The organism is Klebsiella sp. PK18 (genome assembly GCF_057784655.1).
The window spans coordinates 2,275,688-2,291,015 of sequence record NZ_CM173493.1; the positions used below are offsets into that span (position 1 = coordinate 2,275,688).

At 60.8% G+C, this 15,328-nt stretch carries 15 protein-coding genes; 4 read left to right on the plus strand and 11 right to left on the minus strand.

Annotated features, from left to right (window positions below):
- Nucleotides 1–213: 213 nt before the first annotated feature.
- Nucleotides 214–1,341, plus strand: a complete 1,128-nt coding sequence (gene sfnG, locus AC3EMD_RS11025) for a dimethylsulfone monooxygenase SfnG (RefSeq protein ID WP_022066442.1) — start codon at nucleotides 214–216, stop codon at nucleotides 1,339–1,341.
- Nucleotides 1,342–1,436: 95 nt separating this feature from the next.
- On the opposite strand, the gene AC3EMD_RS11030 is transcribed toward sfnG, so the two are convergent.
- Genes AC3EMD_RS11030 through budA form a run of 3 tightly spaced genes read right to left on the minus strand, consistent with a single transcriptional unit; the run spans nucleotide 1,437 to nucleotide 4,699 of the window.
- The gene (locus AC3EMD_RS11030) at nucleotides 1,437–2,207 is read right to left on the minus strand and encodes a (S)-acetoin forming diacetyl reductase (protein WP_008804546.1); all 771 of its coding nucleotides are present in this window, start codon (nucleotides 2,205–2,207) and stop codon (nucleotides 1,437–1,439) included.
- Nucleotides 2,208–2,230: 23 nt separating this feature from the next.
- Nucleotides 2,231–3,910, minus strand: coding sequence for an acetolactate synthase AlsS (alsS, locus tag AC3EMD_RS11035; RefSeq protein ID WP_302074085.1), 1,680 nt, complete (start codon nucleotides 3,908–3,910; stop codon nucleotides 2,231–2,233).
- A 9-nt stretch (nucleotides 3,911–3,919) separates the two neighbouring features.
- Entirely contained in the window at nucleotides 3,920–4,699 is a 780-nt protein-coding gene (gene budA / locus AC3EMD_RS11040; RefSeq protein WP_008804548.1) for an acetolactate decarboxylase, read from the minus strand.
- Between the two features lie 106 nt (nucleotides 4,700–4,805).
- Between budA and AC3EMD_RS11045 the strand changes: the two genes are divergently transcribed.
- A complete protein-coding gene (locus AC3EMD_RS11045; protein WP_008804549.1) occupies nucleotides 4,806–5,678 on the plus strand; it encodes a LysR family transcriptional regulator in 873 nt (290 codons plus the stop codon).
- Nucleotides 5,679–5,697: 19 nt separating this feature from the next.
- On the opposite strand, the gene AC3EMD_RS11050 is transcribed toward AC3EMD_RS11045, so the two are convergent.
- Genes AC3EMD_RS11050 through AC3EMD_RS11075 form a run of 6 tightly spaced genes read right to left on the minus strand, consistent with a single transcriptional unit; the run spans nucleotide 5,698 to nucleotide 11,422 of the window.
- Nucleotides 5,698–6,468, minus strand: coding sequence for a 3-hydroxybutyrate dehydrogenase (locus AC3EMD_RS11050; protein WP_302074086.1), 771 nt, complete (start codon nucleotides 6,466–6,468; stop codon nucleotides 5,698–5,700).
- Between the two features lie 23 nt (nucleotides 6,469–6,491).
- The gene (locus tag AC3EMD_RS11055) at nucleotides 6,492–7,886 is read right to left on the minus strand and encodes a GntP family permease (RefSeq protein ID WP_008804551.1); all 1,395 of its coding nucleotides are present in this window, start codon (nucleotides 7,884–7,886) and stop codon (nucleotides 6,492–6,494) included.
- A gap of 44 nt (nucleotides 7,887–7,930) precedes the next feature.
- Nucleotides 7,931–8,854 (minus strand): 3-hydroxyacyl-CoA dehydrogenase family protein, encoded by a 924-nt coding sequence (locus AC3EMD_RS11060; protein WP_047666631.1) that lies wholly within the window; start codon nucleotides 8,852–8,854, stop codon nucleotides 7,931–7,933.
- Between the two features lie 11 nt (nucleotides 8,855–8,865).
- Nucleotides 8,866–10,047 carry an acetyl-CoA C-acetyltransferase gene (locus AC3EMD_RS11065; protein WP_032754610.1) on the minus strand — a complete coding sequence of 394 codons (1,182 nt, stop codon included), beginning with the start codon at nucleotides 10,045–10,047 and terminating at the stop codon, nucleotides 8,866–8,868.
- A 9-nt stretch (nucleotides 10,048–10,056) separates the two neighbouring features.
- Entirely contained in the window at nucleotides 10,057–10,713 is a 657-nt protein-coding gene (locus tag AC3EMD_RS11070; protein WP_012541466.1) for a CoA transferase subunit B, read from the minus strand.
- A 1-nt stretch (nucleotide 10,714) separates the two neighbouring features.
- Entirely contained in the window at nucleotides 10,715–11,422 is a 708-nt protein-coding gene (locus AC3EMD_RS11075) for a CoA transferase subunit A (RefSeq protein ID WP_022064991.1), read from the minus strand.
- Nucleotides 11,423–11,562: 140 nt separating this feature from the next.
- Between AC3EMD_RS11075 and AC3EMD_RS11080 the strand changes: the two genes are divergently transcribed.
- A complete protein-coding gene (locus tag AC3EMD_RS11080; RefSeq protein ID WP_012541468.1) occupies nucleotides 11,563–12,453 on the plus strand; it encodes a LysR family transcriptional regulator in 891 nt (296 codons plus the stop codon).
- Between the two features lie 47 nt (nucleotides 12,454–12,500).
- Here AC3EMD_RS11080 and AC3EMD_RS11085 read toward each other — a convergent pair whose 3' ends face one another.
- A complete protein-coding gene (locus tag AC3EMD_RS11085) occupies nucleotides 12,501–12,641 on the minus strand; it encodes a hypothetical protein (protein WP_002908189.1) in 141 nt (46 codons plus the stop codon).
- Nucleotides 12,642–12,931: 290 nt separating this feature from the next.
- Between AC3EMD_RS11085 and AC3EMD_RS11090 the strand changes: the two genes are divergently transcribed.
- Nucleotides 12,932–13,840 (plus strand): DUF535 family protein, encoded by a 909-nt coding sequence (locus tag AC3EMD_RS11090; RefSeq protein ID WP_039103735.1) that lies wholly within the window; start codon nucleotides 12,932–12,934, stop codon nucleotides 13,838–13,840.
- 82 nt (nucleotides 13,841–13,922) lie between these two features.
- Here the strand turns inward: AC3EMD_RS11090 and AC3EMD_RS11095 are convergent, their stop codons facing one another.
- A complete protein-coding gene (locus AC3EMD_RS11095; protein WP_302074087.1) occupies nucleotides 13,923–15,140 on the minus strand; it encodes an MFS transporter in 1,218 nt (405 codons plus the stop codon).
- Nucleotides 15,141–15,328: the final 188 nt, after the last annotated feature.

Here is a 15,328-nt window from a genome sequence, read left to right on the forward strand (position 1 = left end):
CCTTTCCTTTTTATAATCGTCTGATTTTAAAGAAATTATTCCGCCTCCTGTTTTGGCATGCATTCTGCAAACACCTTTATAACCAAATGCTGTCTTTTTATTTTTTAAAATCAAAAAACGTTATATAGAAAGATGGTAATTCGCGGCTACAGCAACTCGCCTGCAACGTGTTGTAAGGCGGACAGATAAATTCATCAATGACGGGAGTGCCCTATGTCCATTTCAGAGCCAGGTAATCATCCGCTGCAGTTCGCCTATTGGGTGCCGAACGTGTCGGGCGGGTTAGTGATCAGTAATATCCCGCAGCGTACCAGTTGGGATATCGACTACAACCGTAAGCTGGCGCAAATTGCTGAACGTGCCGGTTTTGACTATGCGCTTACGCAGATCCGTTTTACGGCCGGCTATGGTGCTGACAACCAACATGAGTCGGTCTCTTTTTCGCAGGCGCTACTCGCATCAACTGAAAATCTGAAAGTGATCGCCGCCTTGCTTCCCGGCCCCTGGAACCCCACTCTGGCGGCAAAACAAATCGCCACTATCAGTCATCTGTACGGCCCGCGCATCGCGGTCAATATCGTCAGCGGCTGGTTCCGTGGTGAGTTTAAAGCTATCGGCGAACCCTGGCTGGACCATGAAGAGCGTTACCTGCGTTCAGAAGAATTTATCCGTTGCCTGCAGGGCATCTGGCGCGAAGACAGCTTTACCTTTGCCGGCGATTTCTATCGCTTTCGTGATTATTCCCTCAAGCCCAAGCCGCTGGCGCCGCTGCCGGAAATTTTCCAGGGTGGTAGTTCGCGTGCCGCGCGGGACATGGCCGCGCGCGTTTCCGACTGGTATTTCACCAACGGCAACACGCCTGAAGGCATCAAAGCACAGGTGGATGACATCCAGCGTAAGGCGGCACAAAACCAGCATCAGGTGAAGATCGGGGTTAACGGCTTCGTTATTGCGCGTGAAAGCGAAAAAGAGGCGCAGGCGGTGCTGCGGGAAATTATTGATAACGCCAATCCGGACGCGGTGAAAGGGTTCCAGCACGAAGTGAAAAACGCCGGCAGCGCATCGCCGGAGGGCGAGGGCAACTGGGCCAAATCCAGCTTTGAAGATTTGGTGCAATACAACGACGGCTTTAAAACCAACCTGATTGGCACGCCGCAGCAGATTGCAGAGCGCATCATTGCGCTCAAACAGTCAGGCGTCAATCTGCTGCTGCTGGCATTCCTGCATTTCCAGGAGGAAGTCGAGTTCTTCGGAAGGGAAGTGATCCCTCGGGTGCGTGAGCTGGAAAAGCAATCTCAGCCTGCCATAGCCCACGTCGTGCCAGAAGCCCTCAAGTATTGATGCTTCGTTTCCCCGGGATGCTTACACTTACACTCAAACCAAAAAAAAGCCCCTGCGCGAAAGCAGGGGCAAGCCATGTCAGAGCTTATTTTTTATTAGTTAAATACCATCCCGCCGTCGATCAGCAACGACTGACCGGTCATGTAATCAGAATCCGGGCTGGCAAGATAGGAGACGCAGGCGGCGACATCTTCCGGCTCGGACAGACGACCGAGAGTGATGCGTTTGGCGAACTCGGCGGTACCGTAGCCCAGCGGTTTACCGGCGGCTTCGGACACCTGGCGGTCAATTTCGGCCCACATTGGCGTTTTGACAATCCCCGGGCAGTAGCCGTTGACCGTGATGCCCAGCGGCGCGAGGTCGCGAGCGGCGGTCTGGGTTAAGCCGCGTACCGCGAATTTACTGGAGCTATACACCGCCAGCTCCGGGTTGCCGACGTGGCCGGCCTGGGAACAGGCGTTGATGATTTTCCCGCCGTGCCCCTCTTTCTTAAAGGCCTCGACCGCCGCCTGAATGCCCCAGATCACCCCTTTGACGTTGATGTTGTAGACTTTGTCGACAATCTCCGGGGTAATGGACTCGATCGGCGTGGACGGCGCCACACCGGCGTTATTGACGATGACGTCGAAGCCGCCCAGCGTTTTGCGTGCCTGTTCAACGGCGGCAAATACCTGGTCGCGGTCAGAAACATCCACTTTCACCGCCACGGCGTGTCCGCCGGCCTGGTTGATTTCCGAGGCGACCGCTTTGGCGGTGGCGTCGTTATAATCGGCAATGGCCACGGCAAATCCATCCTTCACCAGACGAAGGGCGATAGCTTTACCAATCCCCTGGCCGGCGCCGGTAACAAGTGCGACTTTTTTCATTTTCCTTTCCTTATTGTGATGACTTACAGAATCTGACTCAGATGCAGCTGACCCATCAGCAGCGGGTTATCGCGATAATCCACCGGGATGGCCACCACCGCCGGGCCGTCGACGTCCATCGCCGCGCGCAGCGTCGGTTCCAGCGCCTCGGCGCTTTCCACGGCGAACCCTTTGGCGCCGAAGGATTCGGCATAGGCTTTAAAATCCATCGGCCCGAACTCGACGCCGGACAGGCGCTGATATTTTTTCTCTTCCTGAATAGCCACCATGTTGTAGCCGTTATCGACCCAGATGAGATGCAGCACGTTGGCTTTCAGGCGGACGGCGGTCTCCAGCTCCATGCTCGACTGCAGGAAGCCGCCGTCGCCAGAGACGGAGACCACTTTGCGCTCAGGATTGACCAGCCAGGCGCCGATGGCCCAGGGCAGGGCGACGCCCATGGTCTGCTGGCCGTTGGAGATCATCACCTGGCGGGCGCGGAAGCTGTACAGGTAGCGGGCGATCCAGATATGGAAGCTGCCCATGTCCACGGTCAGCGTGACGTCGCTGTTGACGATATCCTGCATGGCGCGAACGATGCGCAGCGGATGCAGGGCAAACTGATTCAGCTGCGCGCCGCGGCGGTCCAGCAGCTCGCGCTGGTGCTGGCGGTCGCGGAGGATCTCCGCCGCCTGCGGGGAGAGCACCAGCCGGTGATCGATATTTTGCGCCAGCTTGTTGAGGGTGCCGGCGATATCGCCCACCAGCTCGACATCCGGGGTGTAGTTGCGCTCTTCATAAGCGGGCAGCACGTCGATATGCACCAGCGTCGCGTTGCCGCTGTTCCACATCGCCGGTTCATATTCCACCGGGCTGTAGCCGATGCAGATCACCAGGTCGGCGAGCTGCAGCAGACGGTCCCCGGCCTGGTTGTTAAACAGCCCGACCCGACCGGCGAAGCGAGAGAAGTTATCCTGATTCACCGCCCCGGCGGCCTGATAGGTGCTGGTGACCGGAATATGGCTAGCCTCCAGCAAACGGCGCAGCGCCGCGCTGTTTTCCGGCTGGCTGGCCATCAGGCCGAGCAGGAAGATCGGGTTCTTCGCCTGAGCGATAAGCTTCGCCACCTTGTCGATGGCGTCATCCGGCGCGGCGCCCATCTGCGGAGCCCGGCTGGCCGGCAGTACTTTACCGCTGACCGGGCCATCGACCACATCCTGCGGCAGGCTGACGAACGCGCTGCCCGGGCGGCCCTGCTCGGCGGCACGGAAGGCGTTGGAGACCACTTCCGCCAGCGCATCCGGCGCCGTCACCTCGACGGCGTATTTGGTGACCGGGCTGAACATCGCCACCGTATCCATACTCTGATGGACCTGCTTCGCCTTATCGGCGCGTTTCACCGCGCCGCCCAGGGCCACCACCGGGTCGCCTTCGCTGTTCGCGGTGGCCATGCCGGTGATCAGGTTGGAACAACCCGGACCGGAGGTGACCAGCGCCACGCCCGCTTTGCCGGTAATGCGTCCGACCGCGGCGGCCATAAACGCGGCGTTGGCTTCGTGGCGTACCGGAATAATGCGAATCGAGGAATCCAGCAGTGAGTCGAACACCTTGTCGATTTTGGCGCCGGGGATACCGAAGATCTGACGTACGCCTTGCGCTTCCAGCTGGCTGACGACGAGATCGGCGCCGTGCGCCCACTGGCGTACCGGATACTGTTTGTCCATGTGAACCCCTTAACTTTCTACGGAACGGATGGCGGCATCGAGATTATCGGGATGCAGATTGGCCTGCAGGAACGCGCTGTCGGCGGGCAGGTCGATCATCAGCTTGTGAATTTCGCCGAAGGTCAGCACCCCGTGATCGAGCTGGTAATCCAGCAGGTGACCGCCGCCTTTGCGGTCATCGGTAATAAAGTGCTCGTGATACCCGGCGACATTGATCCCCTGCATATGCTGCGGGGTACGGAAGCCGACCAGCACCCCTTCGCGCTGGTTAAAGCGGAACACCGGCTGATCGTCGAGGACGTCGGTCATCGCCCGGTACGGTGGCGTCTGGCGCGGCACGGTGCGGGTATGGGCATGGCGGAAATGGCCGTCGATGCGCAGGGCGCAGAACAGGTTGTCAGAGGGAATTTGCTGGTCAATAACGTCGTGCAGTTGCTGGCGGCTCACCGGATGGTCGAAAGTTTTCCGGTACTGCGGCTGGAACCAGGTCATCACCGCGAACGGCGTTTTCTGCTCCGGCTGGGCTTTGCGCGCGCTGCCGTCGGCGCGCAGCTGATAGACCTGGCTGCTGAAGGCGATCAGCTCCCCGTCCAGCTCATTAAAGGTGCCGAGGCCGAAATCGCCATGTTTCAGCAGGTCCGCGATGGTGGTGCTGCCTTCGTAAACCCCGCTCAGCAGGGCGCTCATGAGCGATGTCTGATAGAGCACGCTTTCGGGATGCTGCGCGGAAAACGCCCGTAGGGTTTCGCACAGACTCTCTTCGCAGGTGCATTCAGCAGAGTGATTCATATACCACTTCCTCGTTCAACAAATATAAGAAAGGTTAAATAAATGTTGACCCGATTCAGCTCACAGTTCCAATATAGAAACCATGCTGGTTTGAGACGTTTTCGATATGGAACTTCGTTATCTTCGTTATTTTGTCGCCGTCGCCAGGACGCGGCACTTCACCCAGGCCGCCAAGGAACTGGGTATTTCACAACCTCCGTTAAGTCAGCAAATTCAGCGACTTGAGCGCGAGGTGGGGACCCCGCTGTTTCGGCGTTTAACCCGCGGGGTGGAGCTGACGGAAGCGGGAGAGTCGTTCTATGAGGATGCCCGCCAGATCCTCGCCATGAGCGATGCGGCGCTGGAGAAGGCCAAGGGCATTGCGCGCGGGATGAACGGCAGCCTGTCGCTAGGCATTACCAGTTCTGATGCTTTCCATCCGCAAATCTTCACGTTGCTGCACCGCTTTCAGCTCGACCACCCCGGGGTGACCCTGCACCAGATGGAAGACAATATGGCCAATCTGATGACCGCCCTGAGCGAGGCCGAGCTGGATATCGCCTTCGTCCGTCTGCCGTGCGAGAGCAGTAAAGCCTTTAATCTGCGGATTATTGATGAGGAGCCGATGGTCATCGCGCTGCCGCGCGATAACCCGCTGGCGACGCAGCCGACCCTGGCCCTGGAGCAGCTGTGCGACGTGGCGCCGATCCTCTTCCCGCGGGAGGTGGCCCCCGGGCTGTATGAGCTGGTGTACAACAGCTGCCTGCGCGCCGGGATCGACATGGAGCGTGCCTGGCAGTCGTCGCAGATTTCGTCGTCGCTAAGCATGGTCAATGCCGGGTTCGGCTTCGCGCTGGTCCCGCAGTCGATGACCTGCATTCAGCAGCCGAACGTCAGCTATCACCCGCTCAGCGGGGCGCCGCTGAAGACCGATATCGCCATCGCCTGGCGGCGCTTCGAGCGCTCACGCACAGTGAAACGCTTTCTGGCGATGTTCTGATCTTCGCGGCGCCAGCGGCTTACTGCGCCACCCAGCCGCCATCCATATTCCATGCGGCGCCGCGCACCTGGGCAGCGGCGTCGCTGCACAGAAACAGCGCCATTTCGCCCAGCTGGTGCGGGGTGACAAACTCCCCGGAGGGCTGTTTTTCCGCCAGCAGCTGGGCGCTGGCCTGCTCCGGGTCGACCCCCTCGGCGATGCGCTTATCGATCTGCTGTTGCACCAGCGGGGTTAGCACCCAGCCCGGGCAGATGGCGTTGCAGGTGATGCCGCTGCGCGCGGTTTCCAGGGCCACGGTTTTGGTCAGGCCGACCACCGCGTGCTTGGCGGCGACGTAGGCCGATTTCTCTTTCGACGCCACCAGGCCATGCACTGAGGCTATGTTGATGATGCGCCCCCAGTTGCGCTGGCGCATGCCCGGCAGCGCCAGGCGGGTGGTGTGGAAGACGCTGGAGAGATTGATCGCGATGATGTCGTTCCATTTGTCCACCGGGAACTGCTCCACCGGGGCGACGTGCTGGATGCCGGCGTTATTGATCACGATATCGACGCTACCGAAGGTGCTTTCGGCATAGTGCATCATCGCCTCGATCTGCCCGACGTCGCGCAGGTCGGCGTCGTGATAGCCGGGGATCTTGCCCAGCGCGGCGACTTCAGCGCGGGCGTGGCTGCTGTCGCCGAAGCCATTGAGGATCACCTGCGCGCCCGCCTGAGCCAGCACTTTGGCGATCCCTAAACCGATCCCGCTGGTGGAGCCGGTGACCAGCGCCGTTTTACCGTGCAAATTCATTTTATTACTCCTTCAATCGGGTATCAGACAATGCCGGTCACATAGAACGTGGCAATGACAAACAGTACCGCGAGGCTTTTGATCACCGTGATGGCGAAAATACCGCCGTAGGCCTGGCGATGGCTCAGGCCGGTGATCGCCAGCAGAGTGATCACCGCCCCGTTATGCGGCAGGGTGTCCATGCCGCCGCTGGCCATGGCGGCGACGCGGTGCAGGACCTCGAGCGGAATATTGGCGGCGTGGGCGGCGGCGACAAAGGTCTCGGACATCGCCGCCAGCGCGATGCTCATCCCCCCGGAGGCCGAGCCGGTGATCCCGGCCAGCACCGTGACGCTGATCGCCTCGTTTAACAGCGGATTGGGAATGGCCGCGAGGGCTTTCGACAGCACCAGGAAACCCGGCAGGGCGGCGATAACCGCGCCGAATCCGTACTCAGAGGCGGTGTTCATCGCCGCGAGAATAGCCCCGCCCACCGCCGTTCGGCTCCCCTCCGCCAGCCGGCCGCGGATATTGCGATAGCCGCAGACCAGCACCAGCACAATGCCGGAGAGCAGCGCCGCCTGCACCGCCCAGATAGCGGTGATTTTCCCTACTTCGGTGACGACAGGCTTCGCCAGACCCGGCAGGGTGAGCTCATGGCTGGCGCCGTACCACTGCGGGATCCAGTGGGTAAACAGCAGATTCAGCACCCCCACTAACAGCAACGGGGCGATAGCGATCAGCGGATGCGGCAGATCGATGTCATCCGGGGTCTCCGGCTCATTTTGCAGGTCGGTCCCATAGCCTTCGCCGCGGGCCTGTGCTTTGCGGCGCTGACGCTCCAGCCACAGCAAGCCAAAAATGATAATGAACAGCGAGCCGATAAGCCCCAGCCAGGGGGCCGCCCAGGCGTTGGTGCCGAAGAAACTGGTGGGGATAATATTCTGGATCTGCGGCGTGCCGGGCAGGGCGTCCATGGTAAACGAGAATGCCCCGAGGGCGACGGTGGCCGGAATCAGCCGTTTGGGGATCCCGCTCTGGCGAAACAGTTCGGCGGCGAAGGGGTAGACGGCAAAAGCCACCACAAACAGCGACACCCCGCCGTAGGTTAGCAGGGCGCACACCAGCACGATCACCGGGATCGCGTGGCGGCGTCCGAGGATGCGGATGGCGGCGGCGACAATCGACCGCGAGAATCCCGACAGCTCAATCAGCTTGCCGAACACGGCGCCCAGCAGAAACACCGGGAAATAGAGCTTCACAAAGCCGACCATTTTTTCCATAAACAGGCCGGTAAAGGCCGGGCCGACCGCGCCCGGGTCGGTGACCAGCACCGCGCCGAGGGCGGCGATCGGCGCAAAGAGGATCACGCTGTATCCACGGTAGGCCGCCAGCATCAGTAACGCCAGTGCGGCCAGGGCAATTATCACACTCATCACGACGTCTCACTCTCATTGTTATTGTAGGGGTACAGAACGCGATACTAGGGCTTCAGAGCGTAGCGAAGCTGATGTTCCCGGCGCGACTGGATGCGCTGTTGCCGCGCCTCATCCCAGCGGTAAAAGCCTTGTCCACTGCGGGCGCCGGTGTCGCCTCGCGCCACCTTTTCCGCCACCAGCGACATCATCTCGCTCCCGCTGGCCAGCTCCGGCAGCAGGTGCTGGCAGATATCCTGGACCGTCGCCAGCCCGGTCATGTCCGCTGCCTCCAGCGGGCCGACCATCGCATAGCGGCGGCCCAGCGAGGCGCGCATCACCTGGTCCACTACCTCGGCAGAGGCAATGCCGCTGTGGACGATATGCAGCGCTTCGCGCAGCAGGGCGAACTGCAGCCGGTTGCCGACAAAGCCCGGCGCGGCGCGATTGAGCACCACCGCTTCCAGCGCGCAGGCGGCGCAAAAGTCGCTCACCTGGCGAGCCAGATGGGGCAGTGTGGCGCTCCCGGGCACCACTTCCACCAGCGGGATCAGGTGCGGCGGATGCCAGAAGTGGGCGATCAGCAGCCGTTCAGGGTGGCGCATGCCCTGCGCCAGCGAGTCCGGCGGCAGGCCGCTGGTGTTGCTGGCGATAATCGCCTCGTCGGCGATCAGCGTTTCCAGTTCGGCATACAGGGCGTGCTTCAGTGCCAGCCGCTCGGGGATCGCTTCTATCAGCAGCGTGGTGTCGGCCAGGGTATTCAGCGCCGGGGTGGGGGTCAGACGGGCCAGCACAGCGTCGCGGTCGGCGGGATCCTGCTGGCCGCTCGCCTCCAGCTCGCGCAGGATGGCGCTGGCCACCGCCGGAACCTCGGCGAGACGCTGCGGATCGGTGTCATACAGGCGGACGACGTGACCGTGACGGGCGAAATGGCAGGCGATGCCGACGCCCATCAGTCCCGCGCCGAGTACCGCCAGGCGTGGTGTAAACATAGTGGCTCCTGTTAACGTTGTAGAGTCATGGCGATGCCCTGGCCGCCGCCGACGCACAGGGTTGCCAGCCCTTTGCTGGCGCCCCGGCGCTGCATCTCATGCACCAGGCTGACGAGGATCCGGCAGCCGGAGGCGCCGATGGGATGGCCAAGGGCGATGGCGCCGCCGTTGACGTTGACCTTCTCGCTATCCCACTCAAGCAGCTGACCGACGGCCAGCGCCTGGACGGCAAAAGCCTCGTTAGCTTCGATAAGATCCACCTCGTCCAGCGTCCAGCCGGCGCGCTGCAGCGCTTTACGGCAGGCGCTCACCGGGCCGATGCCCATCACCGATGGGTCGACCCCGGCGACCGCTGAGCTGACAATGCGCGCCAGCACCGGTAGCCCGAGCTCGTGCGCTTTATCGACGCGCATCAGCAGGACCGCCGCGGCGCCGTCGTTCAGCGACGAGGCGTTTCCGGCAGTGACGCTGCCGTCAGCGGGACGAAACGCCGGGCGCAGCTGGGCCAGCTGCTGCTCGCTGGTCTCCGGGCGCGGTTGCTCGTCGTCAGTCACGACACGCGGCGGCTTTTTGCCCTGCGGGACGCTGACCGGGACGATCTCCTCGCGAAAGCGTCCGGCGGCGATGGCGGCCGCCGCTTTGCGCTGGGACCCGGCGGCAAAGGCATCCTGGCGCTCACGGCTGATGTCGAAGGCATCAGCCAGATTCTCGGCGGTAATGCCCATGTGGTAGTCGTTAAAGGCGTCCCACAGGCCGTCCAGAATCATGCTGTCCTGCAGGCTGGCGTGGCCGAAACGCAGGCCGTCGCGGGCGCCGTGCATCAGATAGGGGGCATTGCTCATGCTCTCCTGGCCGCCGGCGATGACGATCTCGGCGTCGCCGCAGCGGATCGCCTGCATCGCCTGCTGAACCGCTTTCAGCCCGGAGCCGCACACCAGATTGACGGTCACCGCCGGGGTGTCCACCGGCAGGCCGGCCCGCAGCGCGGTCTGGCGCGCCGGGTTCTGCCCGCAGCCGGCGGTGAGCACCTGGCCGAAAATCAGTTCGTCCACCGCCGCGGCGGGCAACGGGCCGCGTTCAAGCAGGCTGCGTACCACCGCGGCGCCGAGGTCGACGGCGGAAAGAGGGGCGAAGGCGCCGCGAAAGCTGCCGACCGGGGTGCGTACTGCAGCAACAATGGCAATATCGGTCATGGTCTCTCCTTAGCTGAAGCGCATTTCGCGCACATCGTCGGCCACGATCAGTCGTCCCGCCGTTTTACGCATCACCTCGTCGGGGCTCACTCCCGGGGCCACTTCGCGCAGGACAAACGCGCCGTCGACAATGTCCAGCAGGGCCAGATCGGTGAGCACCCGGCGAATACAGCCCACGCCAGTGAGCGGCAGGGTGCACTGCGGCAGCAGTTTGGATTCGCCGTTTTTTGAGGCGTGGGTCATCACCACGATGATGTTCTGCGCGCCGGCTACCAGGTCCATGGCGCCGCCCATCCCCTTGACCATTTTTCCAGGGATCATCCATGAGGCGATGTTGCCCGCGACGTCGACCTCAAAGGCGCCAAGAACGGTCAGGTCAACGTGGCCGCCGCGGATCATGGCGAACGACTGAGCGGAGTCGAAGATGGCCGCCCCGGTTTGCGCGGTGACGGTCTGCTTGCCGGCGTTAATCATGTCGGCGTCGATCGTGGCTTCGTCTGGAAATTCGCCCATCCCCAGCAGGCCGTTCTCCGACTGGAGCATCACCTCAATACCGGCGGGAATGTAATTGGCCACCAGCGTCGGGATACCGATCCCGAGGTTGACGTAGTCGCCGTCGCGCAGCTCCTGGGCGACGCGCATCGCCATTTGTTCACGGGTCAGCATCTCACTTCCCTCCGGCGCGCAGGGTGCGCTGCTCAATACGTTTTTCAAATTGCCCGACGATCAGCCGGTCGACATAGATCCCCGGGGTGTGGATGGCGGAGGGCGGCAGTTCGCCCGGCGGTACAATCTCTTCCACCTCCACCACCGTAATGCGTCCGGCGGTGGCCATCAGCGGGTTGAAATTCTGCGCGGTATGGCGATAAACCACATTGCCGTACCAGTCGGCTTTCCAGCCTTTGACCAGCGCGAAATCGCCGCGGATCGCCTCTTCAAGGATGTAGTGCCTGCCGGCGAACTGGCGCACCTCTTTGCCTTCGGCGACCGGGGTGCCATAGCCGGTGGCGGTGTAAAAACCGGGGATCCCGGCGCCGCCGGCGCGAATTTTTTCGGCCAGCGTTCCCTGAGGAGTGAGCTCAACCGCCAGCTCGCCGCTCAGCACCAGCTGTTCAAACAGCGCGTTCTCCCCGACGTAAGAGGCCACCACCTTGCTGATCTGGCGCGACGCCAGCAGCATACCGAGACCGAAGCCGTCGACGCCGCAGTTATTGGAGACCACCGTCAGCCCCTGCACCTGGCGACGCTGCACCTCGGCGATCAAATTCTCGGGAATGCCGCACAGGCCGAAACCGCCGGCGAGCAGCGTCATGCCGTCCGTTAACCCTTCCAGCGCCGCTTCATAGCTGGCGACGCGTTTATCCAGTCCTGCCATCTTGTCTCTCCTGCCTTGCGATAGCCTTATCATTGGCGCTGGAGACTGATTTGATAATTTTGAATTTGTGACCCACTCATTTGGAATTTTAATTAATTTCCTGTTAACTAATTTTTTTCAATTAGTTAACAGGAAGAAAAATGAGAATGAGTGTCAAACAGTTACGCGCGTTTTTAGCGGTAGCTCACACTCTGAATTTCGCCCACGCCAGCGAAAGGCTCAATTTGTCGCAGCCAGCCCTCAGTTTGACCATCAAAGGGTTAGAGGAGGCGCTGGGCGGCGCGCTGCTGCAGCGCAGCACCCGCAAAGTGACCCTTACCCAGGAGGGGGAACTCTTTCTGCCGATGGCCCGTCAGCTGCTGGCCGACTGGGATAACGTCGAGGAGGCCATGCGTCAGAGCTTTACCCTGCAACGGGGTAAAATTTCGGTGGCCGCGATGCCGTCGTTTGCGGCCAACGTCCTGCCGGAGGCGCTGAAGGCCTTTCGCGACCGCTATGCCGGCGTGAACGTCACGGTGCATGACGTGATTAATGAGCAGGTGATCGAGATGGTGCGCGAGGGGCGAGTGGAGATGGGTATTGCCTTCGAGCCATCGCCCACCCACAACCTGCTGTTTACCCCGCTGGCGGTGGACCGCTTCGTGGCGATCGTTCCCCGGCAATCCCCGCTGGCGAAGAAAAAGCAGCTCACCTGGCAGGAGCTGTTGACCCTCGATTTTATTACCCTGCAGCGTCCCTCGGCGGTACGCCTGATGCTGGAGGAGGCGCTGGCGCGCAGCGGTCGCCAGCTGGACGTAGCGCTGGAGAGTCACCAGCTGGTGACGGTGGGGAGAATGGTGGCCAGCGGCCTGGGGGGCAGCGCGGTACCGGCGCTGTGTAAAACGCAGATGACGTCCCTGGGGGCCGTCTGCATCCCGCTCAGCGATCCGCCGATTGAGAAGTGCGTCGGCGCGATCCATGCCGGGCATATGCCGCTGTCGAAGGCGGCGCAGGCGCTGCTGGATACGCTGAAAGGGTTCTTGCCTACCTGAGCAGGCGGGAGGGGCAAAAAAAACCGGCCTGCTGGCCGGTTTGACTATCAGATTTTGCAGGCGTCGCCGCAATCGTCATCGGCAACGATCGCCTGCGCTTTTTTGTCCGCTTCTTCCAGACGCTCCGCGTTGCGTTCTTCCGCTTCATCCAGGCCGCTGAAGACCAGGTTGTCGAGATCAATTTCCATAAGTTACCTATCGTCGCTGGTTTTTAATCAGCGTCAAGTATAGGGCAAAACCGCCAGCGGATGTAGCCGCTCTCCGCGCCGAACGCACAGAGCGTTAAGTCGCGGGGCGGCAGGCTTTCCCTACCATAAATAACCGTTGACAGGCGGGAGTTGGCTTTATTAATCACCATACAGAATGATTTCCTGTGTATATATTAAATGAAAGGACAACGAAGGAGTAATTAAGCGTTGACGAAAAGCTTTTATGTTAATATGGCCGCGATTATGGATGAATCTATGGATCTTAATCAATGGAACATACTGTTGCAGGCGCCATCAAAGAATGGCGTAAACATAATAAAGTGATCGGTCAGGTCAAAATAAACTATAAAAAAGTTTTACGAAAATGCAGAGAGCTCTCGCTCGCAGGAGGTAAATACAGAGAATATCAAGAACTTTGTGCAAAATATCAGTGTGCGCGGTTGACCGCCGTGACCAAAGGGCTGGTGCCTTTTGAGGATAAACCGTTTAAAGCGTATCTCAATAAACGGCTGTCAAAACGACGCAAGCTGGATATTGCCCACGGTTCACTGAATTTTATTGAGAAAACGTTTCACCCTGATGTCCTGCCGCAGCTGTACAATGTGGCGGATTTTGGTCGCGCGATGTTCTCTATTCCTTTGAAAAATGGCGATAATCTTGACGTTAAACTGTTGGCGTCGCCGTTTCAGGAGGAGGGCGAGCTGATGCTGCAGCTGTTTCTCGGCGACCGGCGCGTCTATAGCGTCTGTTTTTCCTGTACCGACGATGGCCGCGCCTATATTGGCGGCATCCAGGGCGGGAAAGATATCACCAATGACGAAGTGAAGGTGCTGACTAAAGAGCTGCATGGCGCGCGGCCGAAAAATATCATCATGAGCGTGCTGTATGGTTTCCTGCGTTATTTCAGCATCACCACGGTCTACGCGATCGATTCCGATTACCACGTGAAAAGCGATCTGGTGAAAGCCAGTTATTCATCGCTGTGGCTGGAAATGGGTGGTGAGAAACAGGCTCGCGGCTGGTATAAATTGCCGGCGCAAGAGATCAAAAAAAGTATTGAAGAGGTGAAAAGTAAGCACCGGAGCCAGTTTATTAAGCGCGAAGGTGTCAAGGAGTTGATTCAGATAGATATGGCGAACGCCCTGCAGCACATTACGTTGCAAGCACGGGTGAATTAACGCCTCTCATACGCCAGCCGGGCTGCAGGGGGCTGCTACCCGGCTGGCGATTTCCTCTCTCCCCAGGTCGCTGTGCCGTAGGTTACTGCCCGCTCTCGCCGATTGGCGGTGACGCGGAGACGGTGAGCAGCGGAGCGCTGCGCCACCATACCATCAGGGCGACAATCGCGATAACGCTCAGCACGCCGAAGGCGGTGGCATAGGAGTAGTGCCCGGCGATAGACCCGGTTAACGCCGGACTCATTGCCGCCCCGGCGCCCTGCATCAGCATCGCCACGCTCTGTCCAGCGTTAACGTGCCCGCTGCCGCGCAGCAGCGAGACGATAAAGCTGGGCACCGCCACCCCCAAAATCCCTGCCGCCAGGCCATCAAGAATTTGCACCGGGACCATCATCGCCGGGGCGTCGCTGGACGCCGCCAGCGCCGCCCGGATGGGCATGATCAGCAGCGCCAGCAGGATGCATCGCCAGTAACCGTATTTGTCGATGCTGCCGGCGACCCGGATGGCCACCGGGATCATCACCACCTGCGAAATAATCACCGTGGCGGCGGCAAACAGTCCGGGATTGAGGTGTCCCGGCGCGGCGGCGATCCGCATGCTCAGCATCGGCAACAGTGCGGCATTGGCGAGATGGAACAGCATCAGGGTTACGCCGGCGATCAGCAGCGGCGTATGGCGGAACAGGATGGCAAACCCCGGCAGGGAGGGCGTGGATGCCGCTTCGATGCCGCGGGCGGCGTCATCGTCGATATCGCCGCCGCGGATCGCCAACAGGGCGACCAGGGTAAGCAGCGTGGTACAGGCCATCAGAATGAAAATGCCGCCGATGCCCCAGTACCAGGCGATAGCCCCGGCCATTAGCGCGGTGAAGAAATTTCCCGCGTGGTTGAAGGCTTCGTTTTTCCCCATCTGGGCGCTAAAGCCGCGCTGTCTGGCAAGACCGAGGGTAATCCCGGCGATCAGCGGTCCGACAAAGGCCGCGCAGATGCCGCTGGCGACTTGCGAGAGGGCGACCACGCTGGTCTTCTGACTAAACCAGAGCAGCAGGGTGGTGAGGGTGATCACCAGGCAGACCCCGGCCAGCAGCAAGCGCTTATGCCGCGAGCTGTCGGTGATGAAGCCGGCGGGCAGGGTCGCCAGCAGGCCGGCGATACCGCCGACGGACATCAGCAGGCCAATGTCCTCCGCCTGCCAGTGACGCTGGGTGAGAAAGATCCCCAGAAACGGGCCGAGGCCGTCGCGCACATCGGCAATAAAAAAGCTGGTCAGAGATAAAGCCCGCAGAGAACGAAGCGACATTTTCTACCTTTAGCATGCGCGATCTGCGCGTCGGAATGGCCGGGTCGGGGTTGCCGGATACCTTCATCCTTTATCGCACCGTTCGATGAAACAAAAATGTCCCGTGCTCGTCGGGTACCGTGGCTATGCAACATACCCGCTTGCGGCGGCTTTCGCCAGAGGCGTACGAAAGTTCTGTAGCGGCGCTA

Bases quoted from the DNA above. Each gene is read 5' to 3' on its own strand.
- sfnG (WP_022066442.1), top strand. From the start codon at position 214: ATGTCCATTTCAGAGCCAGGTAATCATCCGCTGCAGTTCGCCTATTGG.
- AC3EMD_RS11030 (WP_008804546.1), bottom strand. From the start codon at position 2,207: ATGAAAAAAGTCGCACTTGTTACCGGCGCCGGCCAGGGGATTGGTAAA.
- alsS (WP_302074085.1), bottom strand. From the start codon at position 3,910: ATGGACAAACAGTATCCGGTACGCCAGTGGGCGCACGGCGCCGATCTC.
- budA (WP_008804548.1), bottom strand. From the start codon at position 4,699: ATGAATCACTCTGCTGAATGCACCTGCGAAGAGAGTCTGTGCGAAACC.
- AC3EMD_RS11045 (WP_008804549.1), top strand. From the start codon at position 4,806: ATGGAACTTCGTTATCTTCGTTATTTTGTCGCCGTCGCCAGGACGCGG.
- AC3EMD_RS11050 (WP_302074086.1), bottom strand. From the start codon at position 6,468: ATGAATTTGCACGGTAAAACGGCGCTGGTCACCGGCTCCACCAGCGGG.
- AC3EMD_RS11060 (WP_047666631.1), bottom strand. From the start codon at position 8,854: ATGTTTACACCACGCCTGGCGGTACTCGGCGCGGGACTGATGGGCGTC.
- AC3EMD_RS11065 (WP_032754610.1), bottom strand. From the start codon at position 10,047: ATGACCGATATTGCCATTGTTGCTGCAGTACGCACCCCGGTCGGCAGC.
- AC3EMD_RS11070 (WP_012541466.1), bottom strand. From the start codon at position 10,713: ATGCTGACCCGTGAACAAATGGCGATGCGCGTCGCCCAGGAGCTGCGC.
- AC3EMD_RS11075 (WP_022064991.1), bottom strand. From the start codon at position 11,422: ATGGCAGGACTGGATAAACGCGTCGCCAGCTATGAAGCGGCGCTGGAA.
- AC3EMD_RS11080 (WP_012541468.1), top strand. From the start codon at position 11,563: ATGAGAATGAGTGTCAAACAGTTACGCGCGTTTTTAGCGGTAGCTCAC.
- AC3EMD_RS11085 (WP_002908189.1), bottom strand. From the start codon at position 12,641: ATGGAAATTGATCTCGACAACCTGGTCTTCAGCGGCCTGGATGAAGCG.
- AC3EMD_RS11090 (WP_039103735.1), top strand. From the start codon at position 12,932: ATGGAACATACTGTTGCAGGCGCCATCAAAGAATGGCGTAAACATAAT.
- AC3EMD_RS11095 (WP_302074087.1), bottom strand. From the start codon at position 15,140: ATGTCGCTTCGTTCTCTGCGGGCTTTATCTCTGACCAGCTTTTTTATT.